Here is a 19,426-nt window from a genome sequence, read left to right on the forward strand (position 1 = left end):
TGGCCGTTTCCTGCAGTGGCACAAGTATTGCTCCGCACCATAGCGAGGAGACCACAACCCAGGCTGCCTGTTGTCGGCAGACCTGGCTGCGCGTCTTGGCAATGTTGAAGCGTCGAGGTGGCTATGAAGCTCGTTGTGATGGGCAACGGCATGGTGGGCCACAAGCTGCGGAAGGAGCTGATGGCCGCACGGCATGCGGATAGGGGGATCTTGTGCATCGGCGAATGCATCGAGATGCTCGGGCACTCTGCGCAGTGGGGCGATGGCGTCCAAGTGCCGGTTCGATGAGCGTGGCCGGCGCACGCGCGGTGCCCCGCGGCAAGCCTAAGCTGGTGGTGATCGGCAATGGCATGGCGGGAATGCGCACGGTGGAAGAGCTGTTGCAGCTCACCCCGGATCTGTACGACATCGCGGTGTTCGGCGCCGAGCCCTACGGCAATTACAACCGCATCCTGCTGTCGCAATTGCTCAGCGGCGAGAAGGGCGCCGACGAGATCATGCTCAACACGCCGGCGTGGTATGCCGAACATGGCATCGCGCTGCACGCGGGCGATCCGGTGGTGGCGATCGATCGCCGCCGCAAGCGCGTACGTTCGCGGCACGGTATCGAGCTGCCTTACGACCGGCTGTTGATCGCCACCGGCTCGCAGCCGATCGTGCTGCCGCTGCCTGGGAAGGAGTTACCGGGCGTTGTCGGATTCCGTGGCATCGATGATGTCGAGCGGATGCTCGCCGCTGCCCGCTCGCATCACCGCGCTGTCGTGATCGGCGGCGGACTGCTGGGTATCGAAGCGGCCAACGGGCTGTCGCGGCAAGGCATGCAGGTGACCCTGATTCACCGCAGCCGTGTGCTGCTCAACCAGCAGGTCGACGCCGATGCCGCCGGGCTGCTTGAGCGCAACCTGCGCGCGCGCGGGCTGGCCTTGCGGCTGGATGCGGAAACGGTCGCGCTGTATGGCAACGAGCGGGTCGAAGGTGTCGTGCTGGCCGATGGCGACCGCATCGATGCCGATCTGGTGGTGATGGCGGTAGGTGTTCACCCGGACACGGCGCTGGCCCGATCGGCCGGGCTGCACTGCGAACGCGGCATCGTGGTGGATGACACGCTGCAAACCTTCGATCCCCGCGTCTATGCGGTCGGCGAGTGCGTGCAACACCGTCGGGCCACGTTCGGCCTGGTCGCGCCGGTGTGGGAACAGGCGCGGGTGTGCGCATCGCATCTGGCCCGCTTCGGCCATCGTCGCTACCGCTCCACGCAGACTGCCACGAAGCTCAAGGTCACCGGCATCGATCTGTATTCGGCCGGCGATTTTCTGGGTGGCGCGGGTACCGAGGATCTGGTGTTGCGCGATCCGCGAAGCGGCGTCTACAAGCGGCTGGTGCTGAAGGACAACCGGGTGATCGGTGCAGTGCTGTACGGCGACGTGCAGGACGGCGCCTGGTACTTCGAGCTGATCTGCGACGCCACCGACATCACGCTATTTCGCAGCCGCCTGCTGTTCGGCAAGAGCTATTGCCAGGCGCTGGACGAGCGGCGAACCCGGGCCGTGGCATGAGCGCGACGGCCACCACCTGCCCGTATTGCGGCGTAGGCTGCGGCGTGCTGGCACGCGTCGATGCGGCTGGTGCAACCCATGTGGAGGGCGATCCACAGCATGGCTCCAATCTGGGCCGGCTGTGCGTGAAAGGCGCCGCGCTGGGCGAAACCGTCGACCTGCATGGCCGCCTGCTGCATCCGCTGCTGCGCGAGTCCGGTGCCGCACCGCGTCGCGCGAGCTGGGACGAAGCGCTGAACCGTGTGGCTAAGGGCTTCCGTCGCGTGATCGATGCGCATGGCCCCGATGCGGTGGCCTTCTATGTATCCGGCCAGTTGCTCACCGAGGACTACTACGTCGTCAACAAGCTCGCCAAAGGTTGGCTGGGCACGGCCAACATCGACACCAATTCGCGCCTGTGCATGTCTTCGGCGGTAGCCGGGCACAAGCGTGCGTTCGGCGAGGATCTGGTACCCGGCTGTTACGAGGATCTGGAGCAGGCCGAACTGGTCGTGCTGATCGGCTCCAACACCGCGTGGTGCCATCCGATCGTGTACCAGCGCATCGCCAGGGCCAAGGAGGCGCGGCCTTCGCTGCAGGTCGTGGTGATCGATCCACGCCACACTGCCACCTGCGAACTGGCCGACCTGCATCTGCCGCTGAAGTCTGGCACCGACGTGTGGTTGTTCAACGGCTTGCTGGCCTTCCTGTTCCGGCACGGCGCAATGCATGCCGGCTTCGTCGACGGGCATACCCAGGGTTTCGAAGCAGCGCTGGCGACGGCTGAATCGGATGCCGGCGATCCGGCCGAAGTGGCGCGCATCTGCGGCCTGCAGCTGGCGGATCTGCTGAGCTTCTATCGCTTGTTCGCCCGCCACGAGAAAACCGTCAGCGTGTTTTCGCAAGGCGTGAACCAGGCTTCCAGCGGCACCGACAAGGTCAACAGCATTATCAACTGCCACCTGCTCACCGGACGCATCGGCAGGCCCGGCATGGGACCGTTCTCGATCACCGGCCAACCCAATGCGATGGGCGGGCGCGAGGTGGGCGGCATGGCCAACATGCTGGCGGCGCATATGGAACTGGACCATCCCGTGCATCGCGACATCGTGCAGACGTTCTGGCAGTCGCCGCATATCGCCGCGCGTGCGGGGCTGAAAGCAGTGGATTTGTTCGAAGCGATCGAGCAGGGCAAGGTGAAGGCGGTATGGATCATGGCCACCAATCCGGTGGTGAGCCTGCCCGATGCCGATCAGGTCAAACGCGCGCTGGCCCGCTGCGAGCTGGTGGTGAGCTCCGACATCGTCGCGCAAACCGACACCGGCGCTTTCGCCCACGTACTGCTGCCCGCGCTGGGCTGGGGCGAAAAGGACGGCATGGTCACCAATTCCGAACGGCGGCTTTCGCGCCAGCGCGCCTTTCTGCCGGCACCGGGCGAGGCGCGCGCCGACTGGCGCATCGTGTGCGACGTGGCGCAGCGCATGGGGTTCGACCGTGGCTTCGCGTTCGAGGCTCCGCACGAAATTTTCGACGAGCATGCGCGGCTCACCGCGTTCCGCAATCACGCTCCACGTGACGACACGCCGATGGCCGCCTGCCGCGTACTCGATCTCGGTGGACTGGTCGGACTGGAGCGTCAGGCCTACGACGCGCTGGCACCCGTGCAATGGCCGGTGCACGCGGCAGGTGAGGGGACCGCCCGACTGTTCGCCGAAGCGCGCTTTGCGCATGCCGACGGACGCGCCCGTTTCGTCGCCACCGCCGCTCGCGCGCCCGTGCATGCGCCGGATCGCGAGTATCCGTTGATCCTCAATACCGGACGCGTGCGCGACCAATGGCACACCATGACGCGCACCGGCAAGTCGCCCCGGCTCGCTGTCCATACTCCTGAGCCGTTCATCGACATGCACCCACGCGACGCCTTGCTGTGCGGCGTGCGCGACGGCGAACTGGCGCGGATAAGTTCGCGCTGGGGCACGATGGTGGCCCGCGTGCAGCACGGCGGAGGCATCCTGGCCGGCAACGCGTTCGTGCCAATTCACTGGAACGATCAGTTCGCGTCGGATGCACGGGTCGGCAGTGTGGTGAATCCTGTGGTTGATCCGATTTCCGGCGAACCCGAGTTCAAGCACACGCCGATACGGGTCGAACCGTTTCCGGTTCGCTGGCATGGCTTTGTGCTCAGTCGCCGGCCACTGGCGACGGATGATCTGACCTACTGGACGTCTGTCCAGGGCCAATGCTTCCTGCGCTACGAGATCGCCGCTCGCGAGTTGCCGTCGGGGTGCGGCGCATGGGCGCGTGCCTGTCTCGGCGCCGGCGACGCCGACGCGGACTGGCTCGAATACGAAGATCCGTCGGCGAGGATTTATCGTGCGGCACACGTCGTGGATGGCCGCGTCGAAGCTTGCGTGTTTTTCTCGCCGCGTCCGGATCTGCCGTCGCGCGCGTGGTTGTCCGGGCTGTTCGTCAAGGAACGGCTGGAAGACATCGACCGCGTCGGCCTGCTGGTCGGCGAACCGCTGGAAGCGGGTGCCGATACCGGCCCTATCGTGTGTTCGTGCTTCGGCGTAGGACGCAACACCCTTTGCGAGGCGATCCGCACACAAGGTTTCACGACGCCGGCACAGATCACCGCAAGCCTGCACGCCGGTGGCAATTGCGGTTCCTGTGTGCCGGAGTTGAAGCAGTTGATCACCGAAGTGCACGCGGCGGCCAACGCATGAACCGGCATCTTCCCCGGCGCCTCTCAGCGGAGTCGCTCATCCTGCGCGGCGCCAAGATGGCGGATCAGCGCCTGGGTGAGCGGCTTCAAGTAGTAGCTGACGCCCGGAATCACCTGCGGCTCGACGCCGTGCGCCACGAGAAGCTCGGCCACCAACGGGCCCACCACTGCCACCATGGTGCGCATCAATGCCTGGCGCAACTGGTCGTCCCGACCATGTTCGGTGGCCACGCGGAACAGCCGCGTCACCTGCTGCATGCTGGTGAAGGCGATCGCATCGATATCGCCATGGAACATGCGTTCGATCAACCCCAGCACCTCGCCATCGGCTGCGCCATCGACGTAGACGTAGGGCGCCACCGGCAGCGGGTGCGCGCCGGCGGCGACGAGGAAATCCATCAGCGGCAGATTCGGTTCGCTGCCGTACAACTGCACACCGATGCGGCGGCCGCGCAGCGGGTATGTTCGCAGCAGGGCGATCACGCCAGCGGTCGTCGCCGGCTCGGCGATCAGCTCCGGCTTCAGTCCCAGCTCGCGCAGCACGCGGCCCGGCTTGGGGCCGCGTGCGATCGTGCGCACTTCGCCGAGACGCTTCACGAATGCCGCGCGCAATTCGGGTGCATGCCGTTCGAGCGCATCGAGCAGGCGGCGCAAGCCTTCGCCGGTGAACAGGATCAGGTCGTCGCAGCCTTCCGTGCAGAAACGACGCAGCCAGTCCAGCACCGGCGCCGGATCCGGCGCATCGCGGATATCGATCAACGGGCAACGCAACACTTCGGCGCCGCGACGTTCGAGCAGCGTAGCGAACACATCGAGCTCGCGCGACTCGGGCACCGCAATGCGGCGGCCGCGGAGGCTGGAGCCGATCTCAGCAGGCATGACTTCAACAGGCTTGGGCATCGGAACGTTTCGGTCAAAGCGGGTATGCGCACGAAGGCTGTGCCGTGCTGGCATCGTAGCAAGCAAACCGTAATGGCAGGGTCGGCACGCGCGTTACGCAGCCGTGATGACCGCCTGATTTTCGCCGCTATCGTCGATGCATCGATGAAGGCGGCAAAGTCATGAAGCTCTATCCGATGTTCGCCGATCTCGGGAGCCGTCGCATCCTGGTGGTCGGTGGCGGGGTGGTGGCCGAACGCAAGGTCGCCGCACTGCTGGCGGCTGGAGCACAGGTGATCGTGGCCGCGAATGCGTCGACGCCTGCGTTGCAGAGTCTGGCGGCGCAGGGAAGGATCGAGCTGCGGCAGGACGAGTTCGATGCGAGCTGGCTCGACACGATCTGGTTGCTGGTGGCTGCCACGTCCGATCAGGCGCTCAATCGGCGCCTGGCGATGCTGGCGGAACAGCGACGGATCTTCGTGAATGTCGTCGACGACGCGACGTTGTCGAGTTTCCACGTGCCGGCGGTGGTCGATCGTGCGCCGCTCACCATCGCGATTTCCAGCGGCGGCGCCGCGCCGATGCTGGCGCGCTTGATACGCGAACGACTGGAAGCATTGCTCGACCCGTCGCTGGGCCCGCTGACCGCTCTCGCTGCACGCTGGCGTGAGCGTATTCGGGCACGCCATCCCGATCTGGGCCAGCGCCGGCGCTTCTACGAAACCCTGTTCACCGGACCGGTGGCCGCGCTCTTGCGTCGAGGCCGATCCGGGCAGGCCGAACAGGCGACGGCACGGGCGCTCGCCGAACCGTCGCAGATGGCCAGCGGCTCCGTGGTGCTGGTGGGTGCCGGCCCCGGCGATCCGGGGCTGCTCACGCTGCGGGGTTTGCGCGCCTTGAACGAAGCCGACGTGATCCTGCATGACCGCCTGGTCAGCGACGAGGTGCTCGAACTGGCGCGCCGCGATGCCGTACGCGTCGCGGTGGGCAAAGAGTCCGGTCGTCATCACACCGTGCAGGACGACATCCACCGGCTGATGCTCGAGTACGCGGGAAGCGGCAAGCGGGTCGTGCGCCTGAAAGGCGGCGACCCCTTCGTGTTCGGCCGCGGCGGTGAGGAACTGGAATTTCTTCGCCAGCACGGGATCGCCTACGAAGTGGTGCCGGGCATCACCGCGGCGCTCGCTTGCGCGGCCTATGCGGGCATCCCGCTGACGCATCGCCGGCACGCGCAGGCGGTGCGTTTGATGACGGCGCACTGCCGCGATTCACTGGATGCGCTGGATTGGGCTGCGATGGCACAGGAGCGTCAGACGCTGGCGGTCTACATGGGTGTGGGCGAACTGGGAACCTTGCAGGCCGGTTTGATCGAGCACGGTCGTGCGCCGGAAACGCCGTTTGCGCTGATCGAAAATGGCTCGCGCGCGGATCAGCGCGTCATCACTGGAACGCTGGCCAACCTGGTCGCGAGCGCCGCGCAGCATGCCGTGCGCTCGCCGGCCTTGTTGATCCTTGGCGACGTCGCTGCGCTCGCGCAGCGCTTGTCGTGGTTCGGTGCGGAGCCCGTATGAGTCGACGCCACCAGCTCCGCTACCTGCTCGATCCATTTTGTGCACCGCAATGGTGCTAATGCGCGCGGGCTTGAGCGCTTGCGGAGCGTAAACGAGTGCGTCACGTGCGGGCTGCTTTCGCTGGATGCCCGAAATCCATACGTTTGCCTTCGTGGCATGTGTTTTGCACTGCACAACATGTCGCGATACCGGCGTGCGCTACCTGCGGCCGGCATGCCCCGCGACCCATCGAAGCGTGTTGGAGGTGTGCGTGCAAGGCAAGGCCACCCGGATCGATCTGTTCAATCTCCGCACGCCGCAGATGCGTGCTTTCCACTTGAGCTGGATGGCCTTCTTTGTCTGCTTTTTTGGGTGGTTCGCGTTGGCGCCCTTGATGCCGATGGTCAAAGGCGAATTTGGCCTGAGCAAGGATCAGCTGGCCAACATCAATATCGCTGCGGTTGCCGTCACCGTGCTGGGGCGCCTGCTGATCGGCCCGATGTGCGACCGCTATGGTCCTCGCCGCACCTATACAGCGTTGTTGTTGGCGGGATCGATTCCGGTGTTCGGTATCGCCTTCGCCCATAGCTACCAAGCCTTCCTGTTCTTTCGTCTGGCGATCGGCGTGATCGGCGCCAGCTTCGTGATTACCCAGTACCACACCTCGGTGATGTTCGCCCCCAACGTGGTTGGCACGGCCAACGCGGCCAGCGCCGGCTGGGGCAACGCGGGCGGCGGGGTTACCCAGTCGGTGATGCCCTGGGTATGTGTGGCGGTGGTGGCGGTGGGAGTGTCGCAGGCTGCCAGTTGGCGGGTGGCGATGCTGGTGCCAGGGACGTTGATGGTGATCGTGGGTGGCTTGTACTGGAGGTTCACCCAGGACTGTCCGCAAGGCGACTATCGCGAACTGCGCGCGCGCGGCATCACTCCCGAGAACGGCAAGCGCGGCGGCTGGGCGGTGTTTCGCATGGCAATGCTCAACTACCGCGTGTGGTTGCTGTTCGTGACCTATGCCGGTTGTTTCGGCATCGAGCTCTTTGTGCATGGAGTGGCCGCCAGCTATTACGTGGATCGCTTCGGCCTGGACTTGCGCAGCGCGGGGCTGGCGGCCGGAAGCTTCGGCCTGCTGGCGTTGTTCGCGCGTGCGCTTGGCGGCATCGTGTCGGATCGTCTGGCGCGGCGGCGCGGGCTGATCGCCCGTACGCGGCTGCTGTGCATTCTGATGCTGGGCGAAGGACTGGGATTGCTGTGGTTCTCCGGCATGCAGAGTGCCGGGCTGGCGGTGGTCGCCATGCTCACCTTCGGCCTTTTCATCCACATGGCTTGCGGCGCCACCTATGCGCTGGTGCCGTTCATCGATCGCCAGGCACTGGGCGGGGTGGCCGGCATCATCGGCGCGGGCGGCAATGTGGGTGCGGTGGCGGCCGGCTTCGTACTGAAGAGCACCGGCTCTGTGCAACACACCTTCATGCTGCTCGGCGGCTTCGTCATCGTCGGTTCGCTATGCGCACTGGCCGTGCGCTTCAGCAGCGAGCATATGGCGCGCGAAGAGCAGCTCTATCAGGAAGCCTTGCGGCAAAACCATGGCGCGCGCGGCATGCCCGTCGTGCCCGCCGTGCTGGCGGTCGATTGAACCGGCGAACCTACGGGAGGCAGCTATGAAGCTTGTTGTAATCGGCAACGGCATGGTGGGCCACAAGCTGCTGGAAGAGCTGATGGCCACCCGGCATGCAGACCTGGAGATCACCGTACTCTGCGAAGAACCGCGGCCGGCTTATGACCGCGTGCACTTGTCGGAATTCTTCGCCGGCAAGAGCGCGGAAGACCTCTCGCTGGCGACGCCCGGTTTCTTCGAGCAACCGGGCCTGCAGCTGCGACTCGATGTCCGTGCCACACGCATCGACCGCGTGCTCAAGCAGATAACCTGCGCTGACGGCGAAATCATCTCTTACGACAAACTGGTGCTGGCTACCGGTTCCACGCCGTTCGTGCCGGCCATCCCCGGCAACGATCGGCCCGCTTGCCTGGTCTATCGGACGATCGAGGATCTGCAGGCGATGACCCGCTGGGGTAGGGAGTCCAGAATCGGCGTGGTGGTCGGCGGTGGCTTGCTGGGTCTGGAATGTGCCAAGGCGCTGCATGACCTGGGGCTGGAAACGCACGTGGTTGAATTTGCCCCGCGGTTGATGACAGTGCAGGTCGACGACGGCGGCGGACGCATGCTGCGGCGGAAGATCGAGGAACTCGGCGTCGTCGTGCACACACAGAAGAACACCCTGGAGATCGTCGACGGCGAGGCAGCGCGCCATCGCATGAAATTCGCCGATGGCGATCACCTGGAAGCGGATCTCATCGTGTTCTCCGCAGGCATCCGCCCGCGCGACGAACTGGCCCGGCAAAGCGAACTGGGTGTGGGCGAACGCGGCGGCATCCGCATCGACAATTACTGCCGCACCCGCGACTGGGACGTCTACGCGATCGGCGAATGCGCATTGTGGCGCGGCAAGATTTTCGGCCTGGTAGCCCCAGGTTACGAAATGGCGCGCATCGTGGCGGCCCATCTCGGTGCGCTGCTCGAGCGCAAACAGACGTCCAGACTTTCCGAGTTCTCCGGCGCCGACATGTCCACCAAGCTCAAGCTGATGGGCGTGGACGTGGCGAGCATCGGCGACGCCCACGGCGACACGCCGGGCAGCCGCGTCTACCAGTTCAGCGACGAGCGCCGGCAGGTCTACAAGAAGCTGGTGGTGTCCGGGGACGGCAAGCAGCTGCTGGGTGGCGTGCTGGTCGGCGACGCCGCCGAATACGGCACCTTGCTGCAGATGATGCTCAACGGCATCGAGTTGCCCGAGGCGCCGGAGTTCCTGATCCTGCCTTCTTCAGATGGCAAGCCCAAACCGGGCCTGGGCGTCGATGCCTTGCCCGCTTCGGCGCAGATCTGCTCCTGCAACAATGTGTCCAAGAGCCAGCTGTGCGAGGCAGTAGGCGCCGGTGCCACCTCGATCGTAGCGCTGAAAACAGCCACCAGAGCCGGTACCAGTTGCGGCGGCTGCGTGCCGCTGGTCACGCAGATCATGAAGTCGGAGATGAAGCGCCAGGGCCTGGCAGTGAACAACCATCTGTGCGAGCACTTCGCCTATACGCGGCAGGAGCTCTATCACCTGGTCAGGGTAGGGCGTATCCGCCACTTCGGCGAACTGCTGGCGCGCCACGGTAGCGGTCTGGGCTGCGACATCTGCAAGCCTGTGGCGGCGAGCATCTTCGCTTCGTGCTGGAACGAGTTCGTGCTGCAGGCGGAGCATGCCTCGCTGCAGGATTCGAACGATTATTTCCTCGCGAACATCCAGAAGGACGGCAGCTATTCCGTGGTGCCACGCATGCCCGCTGGCGAAGTGACTCCGGAAGGCCTGATCGCGGTGGGCCAGATCGCCAGGAAGTACGGCTTGTATACCAAGATCACCGGCGGCCAGCGGGTGGACATGTTCGGCGCGCGGCTGGAACAGCTTCCGTCGATCTGGGAGGAATTGATCGCGGCCGGTTTCGAATCGGGTCACGCCTACGGCAAATCGGTGCGCACCGTGAAATCCTGCGTGGGATCCACCTGGTGCCGCTATGGCGTGCAGGATTCGGTAGGCGCGGCGGTCGACCTGGATGACCGCTACAAAGGCCTGCGCTCACCGCACAAGTTGAAGTTCGCGGTATCCGGCTGCACTCGCGAATGCGCGGAGGCGCAGAGCAAGGACGTCGGCGTGATCGCCACCGAGAAGGGCTGGAACCTCTACGTGTGCGGCAACGGCGGCATGAAACCGCGCCACGCCGAGTTGCTGGCCGTCGATCTGGATACGCCCACCCTGATCAGGTACATCGACCGCTTCCTGATGTTCTACATCCGCACGGCCGATCGTCTGCAACGCACCAGCGTATGGCGCGACAACCTCGAAGGAGGCATGGATTACCTCAAGGACGTGATCGTGCACGACACGCTGGGGATCGCTGCCGAACTGGAAGCGGAGATGCAGCAGGTGGTGGACAGCTACGAATGCGAATGGAAAAAGGCGGTCGGCGACCCCCATACACGCCGCCGGTTCCATCACTTCATCAACAGCGATGCGGCCGACGGCAACGTCGCATTCGTACCCGAGCGCAAGCAGATCCGTCCGGCCACGATCGAGGAAAAACGCACTCGTCTGGGGCGGATTCCGATGACCGTCGAAATGGAGTGATGCCATGAGTTACCGCGCAGCGAAGCAAGGCTGGGTCCGGGTATGCTCACTCGCGGACATCGTGCCCGACACCGGAGTGTGTGCGCTTGTCCACGGCGAGCAAGTGGCGGTGTTCCGGATCGGCCAGCGCGACCTCTACGCGATCGACAACTTCGATCCCATCGCAAGTGCAGCGGTACTTTCGCGCGGGCTGATCGGCAGCCTGGGCGAGCGCATCGTGGTCGCCTCGCCGATCCACAAGCAGCATTTCGATCTGCGCACCGGCGAATGCATCGAGGTGCCCGAGCACTCCGTGCGCGCCTGGTCGGTGCGGCTGGGCGACGAAGACCAGGTGCTGATTCGGTGAACGTGTCCCACCCGAATCTTGCAGTGGCGCAGATTGGGGCGGGTGCCGGCTAAATCAGCGTGGACGGCTGCGGGTGATTCCCGGAGTCGCTGTTTCTTCGGGGTCGTCCTCCGGATGCCATGGACGTCCCTGTTTGCGTTCGATGTATTCCCGGATCAGCCGGCGTACGACTTGTGAGGACGTCGCGTCCTCTCCTGCGCACAAGCGTTCGAATACCGCCTTCTTCCGGGGGTCGATCAGGATGGTCAGGCGGGCGGTTCGATTCTCGATGGGCATGCGCTTGGATTCGTTTTTCACTGGAAGCGACTTCCGTGGTTAATAGGAAAGACTATTCATGTGCCGGTTTTCCTTCGCCGCTCCTGAACGCCTGATGCTGAAGGCCTGATGCAGGTTCGACTCGAAGGAGGGAAATGTTCGGCAGCATATCCGTCACCCTCAGCGGCGCTTGCGCGGCTCCAGGCAGGAAGGCGGATTCACCAGTTTGGAGGCTACGGCGTCGAAGATGGGATTGGCCTGACTGGGCGCTTCCAGGTAGCGGCTGATTGCGGCCGCGGCCAGGTTGGCGATTTCCAGCGGCAGCGGAAGCACGTGCTCCGACCAAAGCCGCAACTCGAAGTTGGCGAGGCGGGAGTCATCGTCAAGACGGCCCCGCGTGTCCTTGAAGGCATCGAGCAGGTTTTTGCCTTGATCTTCCTTGCGGGAAGCCGCAATCAAGACGCCGCGTGCACGTTCATGGGCGTCCTTCAAAAACGCTTCATAGGCCGACAGGCAGCCGGAAAGGGATCGTCGATACAGGACAAGATCCGACGCCATGCTTTTTTCGCGATCGGGTTCCACGACTGCAGCGATGAAGCGCGCGGGCAGCCGCGTGATCAAGGTTGCCAGCGTGCTCTCTTCGGCGCTCGCGTCGCGGCTGAAAGGTAGGTTCAACTGGGGCGCCACATCGTGCACCCATGATCGGGCAACCGGTGCCGCTCCAGTCGAGAACATTTCCTTACGCAACGCGACCAGCGCCGTACAGCTGCTGGTGAGGCGTGACCACGCATCCGGGAGCGTCGGCCAGAACAGAACCTGCACAAATGCCTTCGCCGACGTGGCCTTGTGGTGAGCGGCATGCTCGCCAAGGAAAGCGATCTGTTCGGGTTTCAGGGCCGTCGCTGCCGCCGTGGCCGATGCAAGGGATTTTTTCACCGCGCGCTTGGCGACGTGGGATCCGCGAGGGCTGGTCGCGCCGGGCGCCGCCAGGCTGGCCTTCGCTGGTTGTTTCTTGCCAGCTTCCACGACCTTATCGAGTGTGGTCATGAGCTTTCGCCTCCGAAAGGCGCTCTTCTTTCATAGGGAGGCCCATCGGGCCACCACGGCTGGCCTGATCCGCAGTACGACTTTCTAGTGACATTCGAGTTCCATCAGTCTTACACTGAAGATGTTTCCAATGGTAATTACATTATCATGAATGACGCATCTCTCCGCCTTTCGTCGCCTCCCGCTATCCCTATCAGCGTGGTGGCGAGCGAGGTGGTGGAGAGCCGGGGGTGAATCCGTTTTTCGCTACGCACGTGCCGGTCCTGCTCGGTCTGGTGTTTGCCTGGCTGGTGCTGGGCCTCGCCGGATTGGTGCGCTCGCACCGCATCACCTGGGTGGCGTACACCTTGTTTCCGCTCGGTGCGCTTGTCGCCATGGGCATCGCCGCCGTGGGTTTTTCCGCACTCGCCGACGGGTTCGTGGCGGAACAGGTGATCCTTCCGCTCGGATTGCCGGACTTGCCGTTTCACATTCGCCTCGATGCGCTCTCCGGTTTTTTCCTGCTGCTGCTTGGCAGCGTCAGCGCCGGCATTTCGGTGTTCGCGGCCGGCTATTTCCGTGCGGGCGAAGGCGCCTCGCCGGGCCTGCTCTGCCTGCAGTACCACACGTTTCTGGCGAGCATGGCGATGGTCATCCTGGCCGACGATGCCTACCTGTTCATGGTGGCTTGGGAGACGATGGCGCTCAGCTCGTATTTCCTGGTGACCACGCAGCACCGCATCCCTGAGATCCAGCGCGCCGGCTTTCTGTATCTGTTGATGGCGCATGTGGGAGCGCTGGCGCTGTTGTTGTGTTTCGGCGTGTTGCAAGGCGGCAGCTGGCTGATGACGTTCGATGCGATGCGCGGCGCCACGCTCTCCCCGGTGTGGGCCGGCGTGGCCTTCGGGCTGGCGTTGTTCGGTTTCGGTGCCAAGGCGGGGCTGGTGCCCTTGCATGTGTGGCTGCCCGAAGCTCATCCGGCGGCGCCATCGCCGGTGTCCGCCATGATGAGCGGCCTGATGCTGAAGGTGGCGATCTACGGCCTGCTGCGCGTCAGTTTCGATCTGCTCCATGGCGGCCCGTGGTGGTGGGGCATGCTGACCTTGGTGCTGGGGTTGGGCACGGCCTTGTTCGGCGCGGTGTTCGCCGCCGTGCAGACCGACATGAAGCGGCTGCTGGCTTATTCTTCCATCGAGAACATCGGCTTGATCGCCGCTGCCATCGGTCTGGCCTTGTTGAGCTATGCATTCGATATGCGTTTGCTGGCAGCGCTGGCGTTGACGGCGGCGTTGCTGCATGCGTTGAACCACGCGCTGTTCAAGAGCCTGCTCTTTCTCGCCACGGGATCCGTGCTCCACGCCACCCACGAGCGCAGTCTGGGCAAATTGGGCGGCCTGATCCGCCGGATGCCCTGGGTTGCCACCCTGGCCTTGATCGGCACCCTGGCCCTCGCCGGGTTGCCGCCACTCAACGGTTTCGTTTCCGAATGGCTGCTGCTGCAGGCCTTCCTGTCGACGCCATCTATTCCGCATGCGTTCGTCAACATGATCGTGCCGGTAGGGGCCGCCGTGGTGGCGTTGACCGCCGCGCTGGCCGGCTACGTGATGGTCAAGTTCTACGGCGTGATCTTTCTGGGCCAGCCGCGCGAACCGTCATTGATGCAGGCTCATGATGCCGGCTGGCTCGAACGCGTGGGGCTGGGCTGGCTGGCTCTGGGCTGCATCCTCATCGGCGTATTTCCGCAAGTCGCGCTGAATGCCATTGCCGCCGTGACACGGGTGCTGGTGGGTACAGTGATCCAGCGCGGACCCGCTCCCTGGTGGATCGCCCCGGTGGCACGGGAGCAGGCTTCCTATAGCGGCTTGTGGCTGCTGCTTGGCATGGCCGGCACGATCGCGGTGATGTTCGTGCTGGTACGGCGGATGTATCACGGTCGTGTGCGCCGCACGCCGCCATGGAATTGCGGCTACCCCGCGCTGACTCCGCGCATGCAGGACACCGCCGAAGGGTTCGGCCAGCCGATCCGGCACATGTTCGGGCCGTTCTTCCGTATCGCGCGCGAACTGCCTGCGCCGGATGACCGCGCTCCCCGCTACCGCATCCAGATCGACGACCGATGCTGGCACGGGCTTTATCTGCCGCTGGCCCGTGCCGTCGGCTGGCTGGCCGATGCGGTTTCCGTGCTGCAGCGTGGCCGTCTGGCCGTCTATTTGATGTACAGCTTTCTTACCTTGCTGGTCTTGCTGGTATTCGTCCTGTGAACGCGCTCGCGCTACTCAGCCAGTTGGGTGGCGCGGTGCTTGCCGTTGCGCTGGCTCCCGTACTGGCGGGCTGGGTCGCGCAATGCCGGGCCTGGTTGCAGAATCGGTCGGCGCCCCCCTTGCTACAGCCCTACCGCAGCCTGCGCAAGCTGTTCCGCAAGGATGCGGCACTGGCCACGTATGCCTCGCCCTTGTTTCGCGCCACGCCTTACGTCGTGTTCGGCACGATGGCCATGGCGGCGGCGATCATTCCCTCGGTGACCACGGATCTGCCGATGGCGCGCGTGGCCGATGCGATCGCCCTGGTCGGCCTGTTTGCGACGGCGCGCGTGTTCATGGCGCTGGCGGCGATGGATATCGGCACGGTGTTCGGCAGCATGGGCGCGCGGCGCGAGATGATGATCGGCTTTCTCGCCGAGCCGGCGTTGCTGATGGTGCTTTTCAATGCCTTCCTGATGTTCGGCAGCACGGCGCTGCCGACGGTGGTGGAAGACATCTTGAACACCAAGGGGCTGATGCTGCAGCCGAGTCTGGCCTTCGCCGGGGTGGCTTTCGTGATGGTGCTGCTGGCGGAGAACGCCCGCATACCGATCGACAATCCGGCGACGCATCTCGAAGTGACGATGATCCACGAGGCGATGCTGCTCGAGTATTCGGCGCGCCACCTGGCGCTCATGGAATGGGCGTCCTGGCTGAAGCTGTTCAACTACGCCTGCATCGGTTTCGCGCTGTTTGTGCCGTGGGGCATCGCGTTGCATGCGAACGGGCCGCTGGCGTTGCTGTTCGCCGTTGCATGGCTGGCGGCCAAGCTGGTCGTCGCCGGCGCGGTACTGGCGGTGATCGAGACGGTTTCCGCCAAGTTGCGCATATTCCGCGCGCCGGAGTTCCTGAGCATGGCATTCCTGCTCGCCGTGCTGGGTCTGCTCGTCCATCTGCTGCTGCAGTCCTGAATCATGCCTACGCTGACCCTCGCCACCCAGTTCCTGCATGTCCTCGCCGCCGGCCTGCTGATGATCTCGTTCGGCATGCTGGCGCAGCGGCGCACGCGCAGCCTCATCGTGCTGCTGGCGTGGCAGGGCGCGGTGCTGACCGCATCGACGCTGCTGGTGGCGATCAGTGCGCACTTGCCGGACCTGTACTACTCCGCCGCGTTGACTCTGGTGGAAAAAGTCTGGCTGATGCCGTGGATCCTGATGCGGCTCATGCGTCGCCTGGGTATCGAGGGCGACAGCGATCCGCTGGTGAATATTCCGACCCTGATGCTGGTGGGGCTGGGGCTGGTGATCTTCGCGTTCGGGTTGGCCCAGCCGATCAGTTCGCTGGCCACCACGGTGACCCGGCAGACCCTGGGCATCGCCATGGCCGTCATCCTGCTGGCCTTCCTGATGATGATCGCGCGGCACAAGGCGGTCACCCAGGTGATCGGCTTCCTGGCGATGGAAAACGGCCTGTTCTTCGCTGCCACCAGCACGACCTACGGCATGCCGATGGTGATCGAACTGGGCATCGCGCTGGATCTGCTGGTCGGCGTGTTCATTTTCGGCATCTTCTTCTTCCAGATCCGCGAGCAGTTCGACAGCCTCGATCTGCATCAGCTCGAAGCACTCAAGGAGGACTGACGTGGAGCTCGTGCTGGTACTGGCTATCCCCGCGGTTGGCGCGATCCTGCTCGCGCTCGTCGGCGCACAACAGCGTGCCGCGGAACTCAACGTCGTCATCAGCTTCGCCACGCTGATCGCTGCTGGCGCGCTGGTTCTTCGGATCATCGGCGAAGGGCCGATGACGGTGGCCCACGAGCAGTTCTTCGTCGACCCGTTCAATGTTTTCCTGATCGCGTTGACCGCGCTGGTCGGCTTCACCACGGCGGTGTTCTCCCGACCCTACATGCGCATCGAGGAAGATCACGGTCGCCTCAACGCGCGTCGCCTGCGGCTGTATCACAGCATGTACCAGCTGTTCATGACCGCCATGCTGGTGGCATTGTCGACCAACAACATGGGACTGCTGTGGGTCGCGATGGAAGCGGCGACGTTGTCGACGGTGCTGCTGGTGTCGCTGTACCGCACCCGCGCCAGTATCGAGGCGGCGTGGAAGTACTTCATCCTGTGCGGCGTCGGTATCGCGTTGGCCTTGTTCGGCACCATCCTGCTGTATTTCGCGGCGGAGCATCTGCTGGGCGGGGCAGGGATGAGCGCCCTGCTGTGGACGCATCTCGATGCCGTGAAGGAGCAGCTCGATCCCACCGTGATCGGACTGGCTTTTGTGTTTCTGCTGGTCGGCTACGGCACCAAGGTGGGCCTCGCGCCTCTGCACAACTGGCTGCCCGATGCCCATGCCGAGGGCCCGACGCCGGTTTCGGCGGTGTTGTCGGGGCTGCTGCTCAACGTGGCGATGTATGCGGTGGTTCGCTGCAAGATTCTCGCCGTCGGCGCGATGCATTCGGCGGTGCCTGGACGCATGCTGATGGGTTTCGGCCTGCTCTCGACGTTGCTGGCCGCGTTTTTCCTGTGGCGCCAGCGCGACATCAAGCGTCTGTTCGGCTATTCCTCGATCGAGCACATGGGCATCATCACGTTCGCGTTCGGCATGGGTGGTCCGCTGGCGAATTTTGCGGCGCTGCTGCACATGACCGTGCACTCGTTGACCAAGTCGGCGATCTTTTTCGCCGCGGGTCATGCATCGCAGATCGCGGGCACGCAGCGTATCGCGGGCATTCGCGGCTTGCTGGTGGTCAGTCCCACCGTGGGCTGGGGGCTGATGCTGGGATCGCTGGCGATACTCGGCATGCCGCCGTTCGGCGTGTTCACCAGCGAGTACCTGATTCTGACCACGGCGATGCGCGATCACCCATGGGCCACGCCAGTCCTGCTGGCCGCCCTGGGTGTAGCGTTCGCCGCAATCTTCGGCCACGTGCAGCCGATGGTATTTGGCGAGACCGACGCGCGGCCGTTGCCTCATTCGCCTGCGCTGGTGCCTGTGTTTGTCCATTTGTCGATCGTGCTGATGCTCGGCGTGTACATGCCACCCGCACTCGCCGAATGGTATCGCGTGGCGGCACACCTGATCGGATGAATCGTATGTGGCCGGACTTCCTCGACTCTGAATCCGTACCGCTGCGCTCCAACGTGGCGGGCTGCCGCGTGCTGGCCGACGCCCACCACTGGACGGCGGCGGCCGACGCGCTGCGCGAGGCGGGCGCCAGTCTGTTGTCGCTATGGGGCAGCGACGATCGTGACGTCGACCGGTGCTTTCGCATTCGTGCGGCCTATCTACTGCCTGATCGCGTTCTCGTGATCGAACACGCGATGCCCGCCGAGCGCGCGGTATACCCCTCTTTGGTGCCGGGTTTTCCGGTGGCCGATCGCATGCAACGTGCGGTCCACGACTTGCTCGGCATTCGGGCCGACGGCGGCGACACGCGCCCCTGGTTGCGTCATGGTGGCTGGCCGGAGAAAGTGTTTCCCCTGCGCCGCGATGTCAGCTCGGCGCAAACCTACCCGATCGTCAGTGTGCCGTATCCGTTCGTGCCGGTCATCGGCGAAGGCGTGCACGAGGTGGCGGTGGGCCCCGTCCATGCCGGCGTCATCGAGCCGGGGCGTTTCCATATCTCCGTGGTAGGCGAGAAGGCACTGCGCCTGGAAGAACGTCTGGGCTACACGCACAAAGGTGTTGCCAAGCGTTTTGAGAGCTTCGCCCAACGCGACGGGCATCGTCTCGCGGCACGGGTCAGCGGGGATTCGACGGTAGCCTTTGGCTGGGCTTATTGCGCGGCGCTGGAGTCCATCACCGCCACAACCTTGTCGCCGCGTGCCGTCGCATTGCGCGCCCTGGCGCTCGAACGCGAACGCATCGCCAATCATCTGGGCGATCTTGGCGCCATCGGCAACGACGCCGGCTTCGGATTCGGGCTGACCCAGTTCTCGAGCCTGAAAGAACAGCTGCTTCGCCATAACTCGGAGGTGTTTGGTCAGCGCTACCTGTTCGATTTCGTGGTGCCCGGAGGAGTGGCCTGCGACCTGTCGGTGCGGGCGATACCGACCCTGCTCGACAAAATCGCGATGCTCGAACGGGCCGTGCATGAACTGCGTTCCATCTATGCCAACCACGAGGGCTTGCAGGATCGTTTTCTCGGCGCCGGCCGTCTGACGCCCGATCAGGCCCAGACACTGGGCGCTATCGGCCTGGCCGCACGCGCCTCAGGTATCGCCCGCGATCTTCGTGTCGATCAGCCGTGGACACCCTACGACAACCTGGCGCCCGTGCTGGCGACGCGCACGGAAGGCGATGTGGCAGCACGCGTCCAGCTGCGCTTTGACGAAACGCTGGAATCGCTGCGGTTGTGTAGGCAACTGCTGGACACGCTGCCGCAGGGCGAGCTCTGCGCCGAACCACCGATGGCGCCGGCCGGTCAGCTGGGGCTCGGTCTGATCGAAGGATGGCGCGGCCCGGTGATGGTGGCGTTGGAGACTGGTCCGGAAGGTCGCATCCGGCGTTGCCACCCGCACGACCCTTCGTGGCAGAACTGGCCGCTGATCGAAGTCGCGCTTCTGGGCAACATCGTTCCCGACTTTCCTCTCATCAACAAGTCATTCAATCTTTCCTACAGCGGACACGACGGGTAAGCGG

Annotated in this window: 14 protein-coding genes; 11 read left to right on the forward strand and 3 right to left on the reverse strand. The window is 64.5% G+C overall.

What is annotated here, in order from left to right; all coding sequences use genetic code 11:
* Positions 1 to 284 precede the first annotated feature (284 nt).
* Positions 285 to 1,556 carry an NAD(P)/FAD-dependent oxidoreductase gene (locus BUA26_RS11155; protein WP_072760744.1) on the forward strand — a complete coding sequence of 424 codons (1,272 nt, stop codon included), beginning with the start codon at positions 285 to 287 and terminating at the stop codon, positions 1,554 to 1,556.
* Positions 1,553 to 4,261, forward strand: a complete 2,709-nt coding sequence (locus BUA26_RS11160; RefSeq protein WP_072760745.1) for a nitrate reductase — start codon at positions 1,553 to 1,555, stop codon at positions 4,259 to 4,261. The genes BUA26_RS11155 and BUA26_RS11160 overlap by 4 nt, the downstream gene beginning before the upstream one ends.
* A 23-nt stretch (positions 4,262 to 4,284) precedes the next feature.
* Here the strand turns inward: BUA26_RS11160 and BUA26_RS11165 are convergent, their stop codons facing one another.
* The gene (locus tag BUA26_RS11165) at positions 4,285 to 5,160 is read right to left on the reverse strand and encodes a uroporphyrinogen-III synthase (protein ID WP_072760746.1); all 876 of its coding nucleotides are present in this window, start codon (positions 5,158 to 5,160) and stop codon (positions 4,285 to 4,287) included.
* Between the two features lie 161 nt (positions 5,161 to 5,321).
* On the opposite strand from BUA26_RS11165, the gene cysG reads away from it, so the two are divergent.
* From cysG to nirD, 4 genes are all read left to right on the forward strand, one after another.
* Positions 5,322 to 6,710 carry a siroheme synthase CysG gene (cysG, locus tag BUA26_RS11170; protein ID WP_072760747.1) on the forward strand — a complete coding sequence of 463 codons (1,389 nt, stop codon included), beginning with the start codon at positions 5,322 to 5,324 and terminating at the stop codon, positions 6,708 to 6,710.
* Positions 6,711 to 6,960: 250 nt separating this feature from the next.
* Positions 6,961 to 8,322 carry an MFS transporter gene (locus tag BUA26_RS11175; protein WP_072761547.1) on the forward strand — a complete coding sequence of 454 codons (1,362 nt, stop codon included), beginning with the start codon at positions 6,961 to 6,963 and terminating at the stop codon, positions 8,320 to 8,322.
* Between the two features lie 25 nt (positions 8,323 to 8,347).
* Positions 8,348 to 10,912 (forward strand): nitrite reductase large subunit NirB, encoded by a 2,565-nt coding sequence (gene nirB / locus BUA26_RS11180; RefSeq protein ID WP_072760748.1) that lies wholly within the window; start codon positions 8,348 to 8,350, stop codon positions 10,910 to 10,912.
* Between the two features lie 4 nt (positions 10,913 to 10,916).
* Complete coding sequence (nirD, locus tag BUA26_RS11185) at positions 10,917 to 11,258, forward strand: nitrite reductase small subunit NirD (protein WP_072760749.1); 342 nt, start codon at positions 10,917 to 10,919, stop codon at positions 11,256 to 11,258.
* 54 nt (positions 11,259 to 11,312) lie between these two features.
* Here the strand turns inward: nirD and BUA26_RS11190 are convergent, their stop codons facing one another.
* Positions 11,313 to 11,555, reverse strand: coding sequence for a ribbon-helix-helix protein, CopG family (locus BUA26_RS11190; RefSeq protein ID WP_255368285.1), 243 nt, complete (start codon positions 11,553 to 11,555; stop codon positions 11,313 to 11,315).
* Between the two features lie 138 nt (positions 11,556 to 11,693).
* Entirely contained in the window at positions 11,694 to 12,560 is an 867-nt protein-coding gene (locus BUA26_RS11195; RefSeq protein ID WP_072760750.1) for a hypothetical protein, read from the reverse strand.
* 230 nt (positions 12,561 to 12,790) lie between these two features.
* Between BUA26_RS11195 and hyfB the strand changes: the two genes are divergently transcribed.
* From hyfB to BUA26_RS11220, 5 genes are read left to right on the forward strand one after another with little or no spacing between them, the layout of a single operon-like run.
* Positions 12,791 to 14,800, forward strand: coding sequence for a hydrogenase 4 subunit B (hyfB, locus tag BUA26_RS11200; protein ID WP_072760751.1), 2,010 nt, complete (start codon positions 12,791 to 12,793; stop codon positions 14,798 to 14,800).
* Positions 14,797 to 15,750 carry a respiratory chain complex I subunit 1 family protein gene (locus BUA26_RS11205; RefSeq protein WP_072760753.1) on the forward strand — a complete coding sequence of 318 codons (954 nt, stop codon included), beginning with the start codon at positions 14,797 to 14,799 and terminating at the stop codon, positions 15,748 to 15,750. The genes hyfB and BUA26_RS11205 overlap by 4 nt, the downstream gene beginning before the upstream one ends.
* A gap of 3 nt (positions 15,751 to 15,753) precedes the next feature.
* Positions 15,754 to 16,419 (forward strand): formate hydrogenlyase, encoded by a 666-nt coding sequence (locus tag BUA26_RS11210; RefSeq protein ID WP_255368286.1) that lies wholly within the window; start codon positions 15,754 to 15,756, stop codon positions 16,417 to 16,419.
* Between the two features lies 1 nt (position 16,420).
* Positions 16,421 to 17,872 (forward strand): hydrogenase 4 subunit F, encoded by a 1,452-nt coding sequence (locus BUA26_RS11215; RefSeq protein ID WP_072760757.1) that lies wholly within the window; start codon positions 16,421 to 16,423, stop codon positions 17,870 to 17,872.
* A complete protein-coding gene (locus tag BUA26_RS11220) occupies positions 17,869 to 19,422 on the forward strand; it encodes a hydrogenase large subunit (RefSeq protein ID WP_072760758.1) in 1,554 nt (517 codons plus the stop codon). The genes BUA26_RS11215 and BUA26_RS11220 overlap by 4 nt, the downstream gene beginning before the upstream one ends.
* The last annotated feature ends 4 nt before the right edge of the window (positions 19,423 to 19,426 follow it).

It is taken from the genome of Rhodanobacter sp. OK091, assembly GCF_900142825.1.
GTDB lineage: Bacteria > Pseudomonadota > Gammaproteobacteria > Xanthomonadales > Rhodanobacteraceae > Rhodanobacter.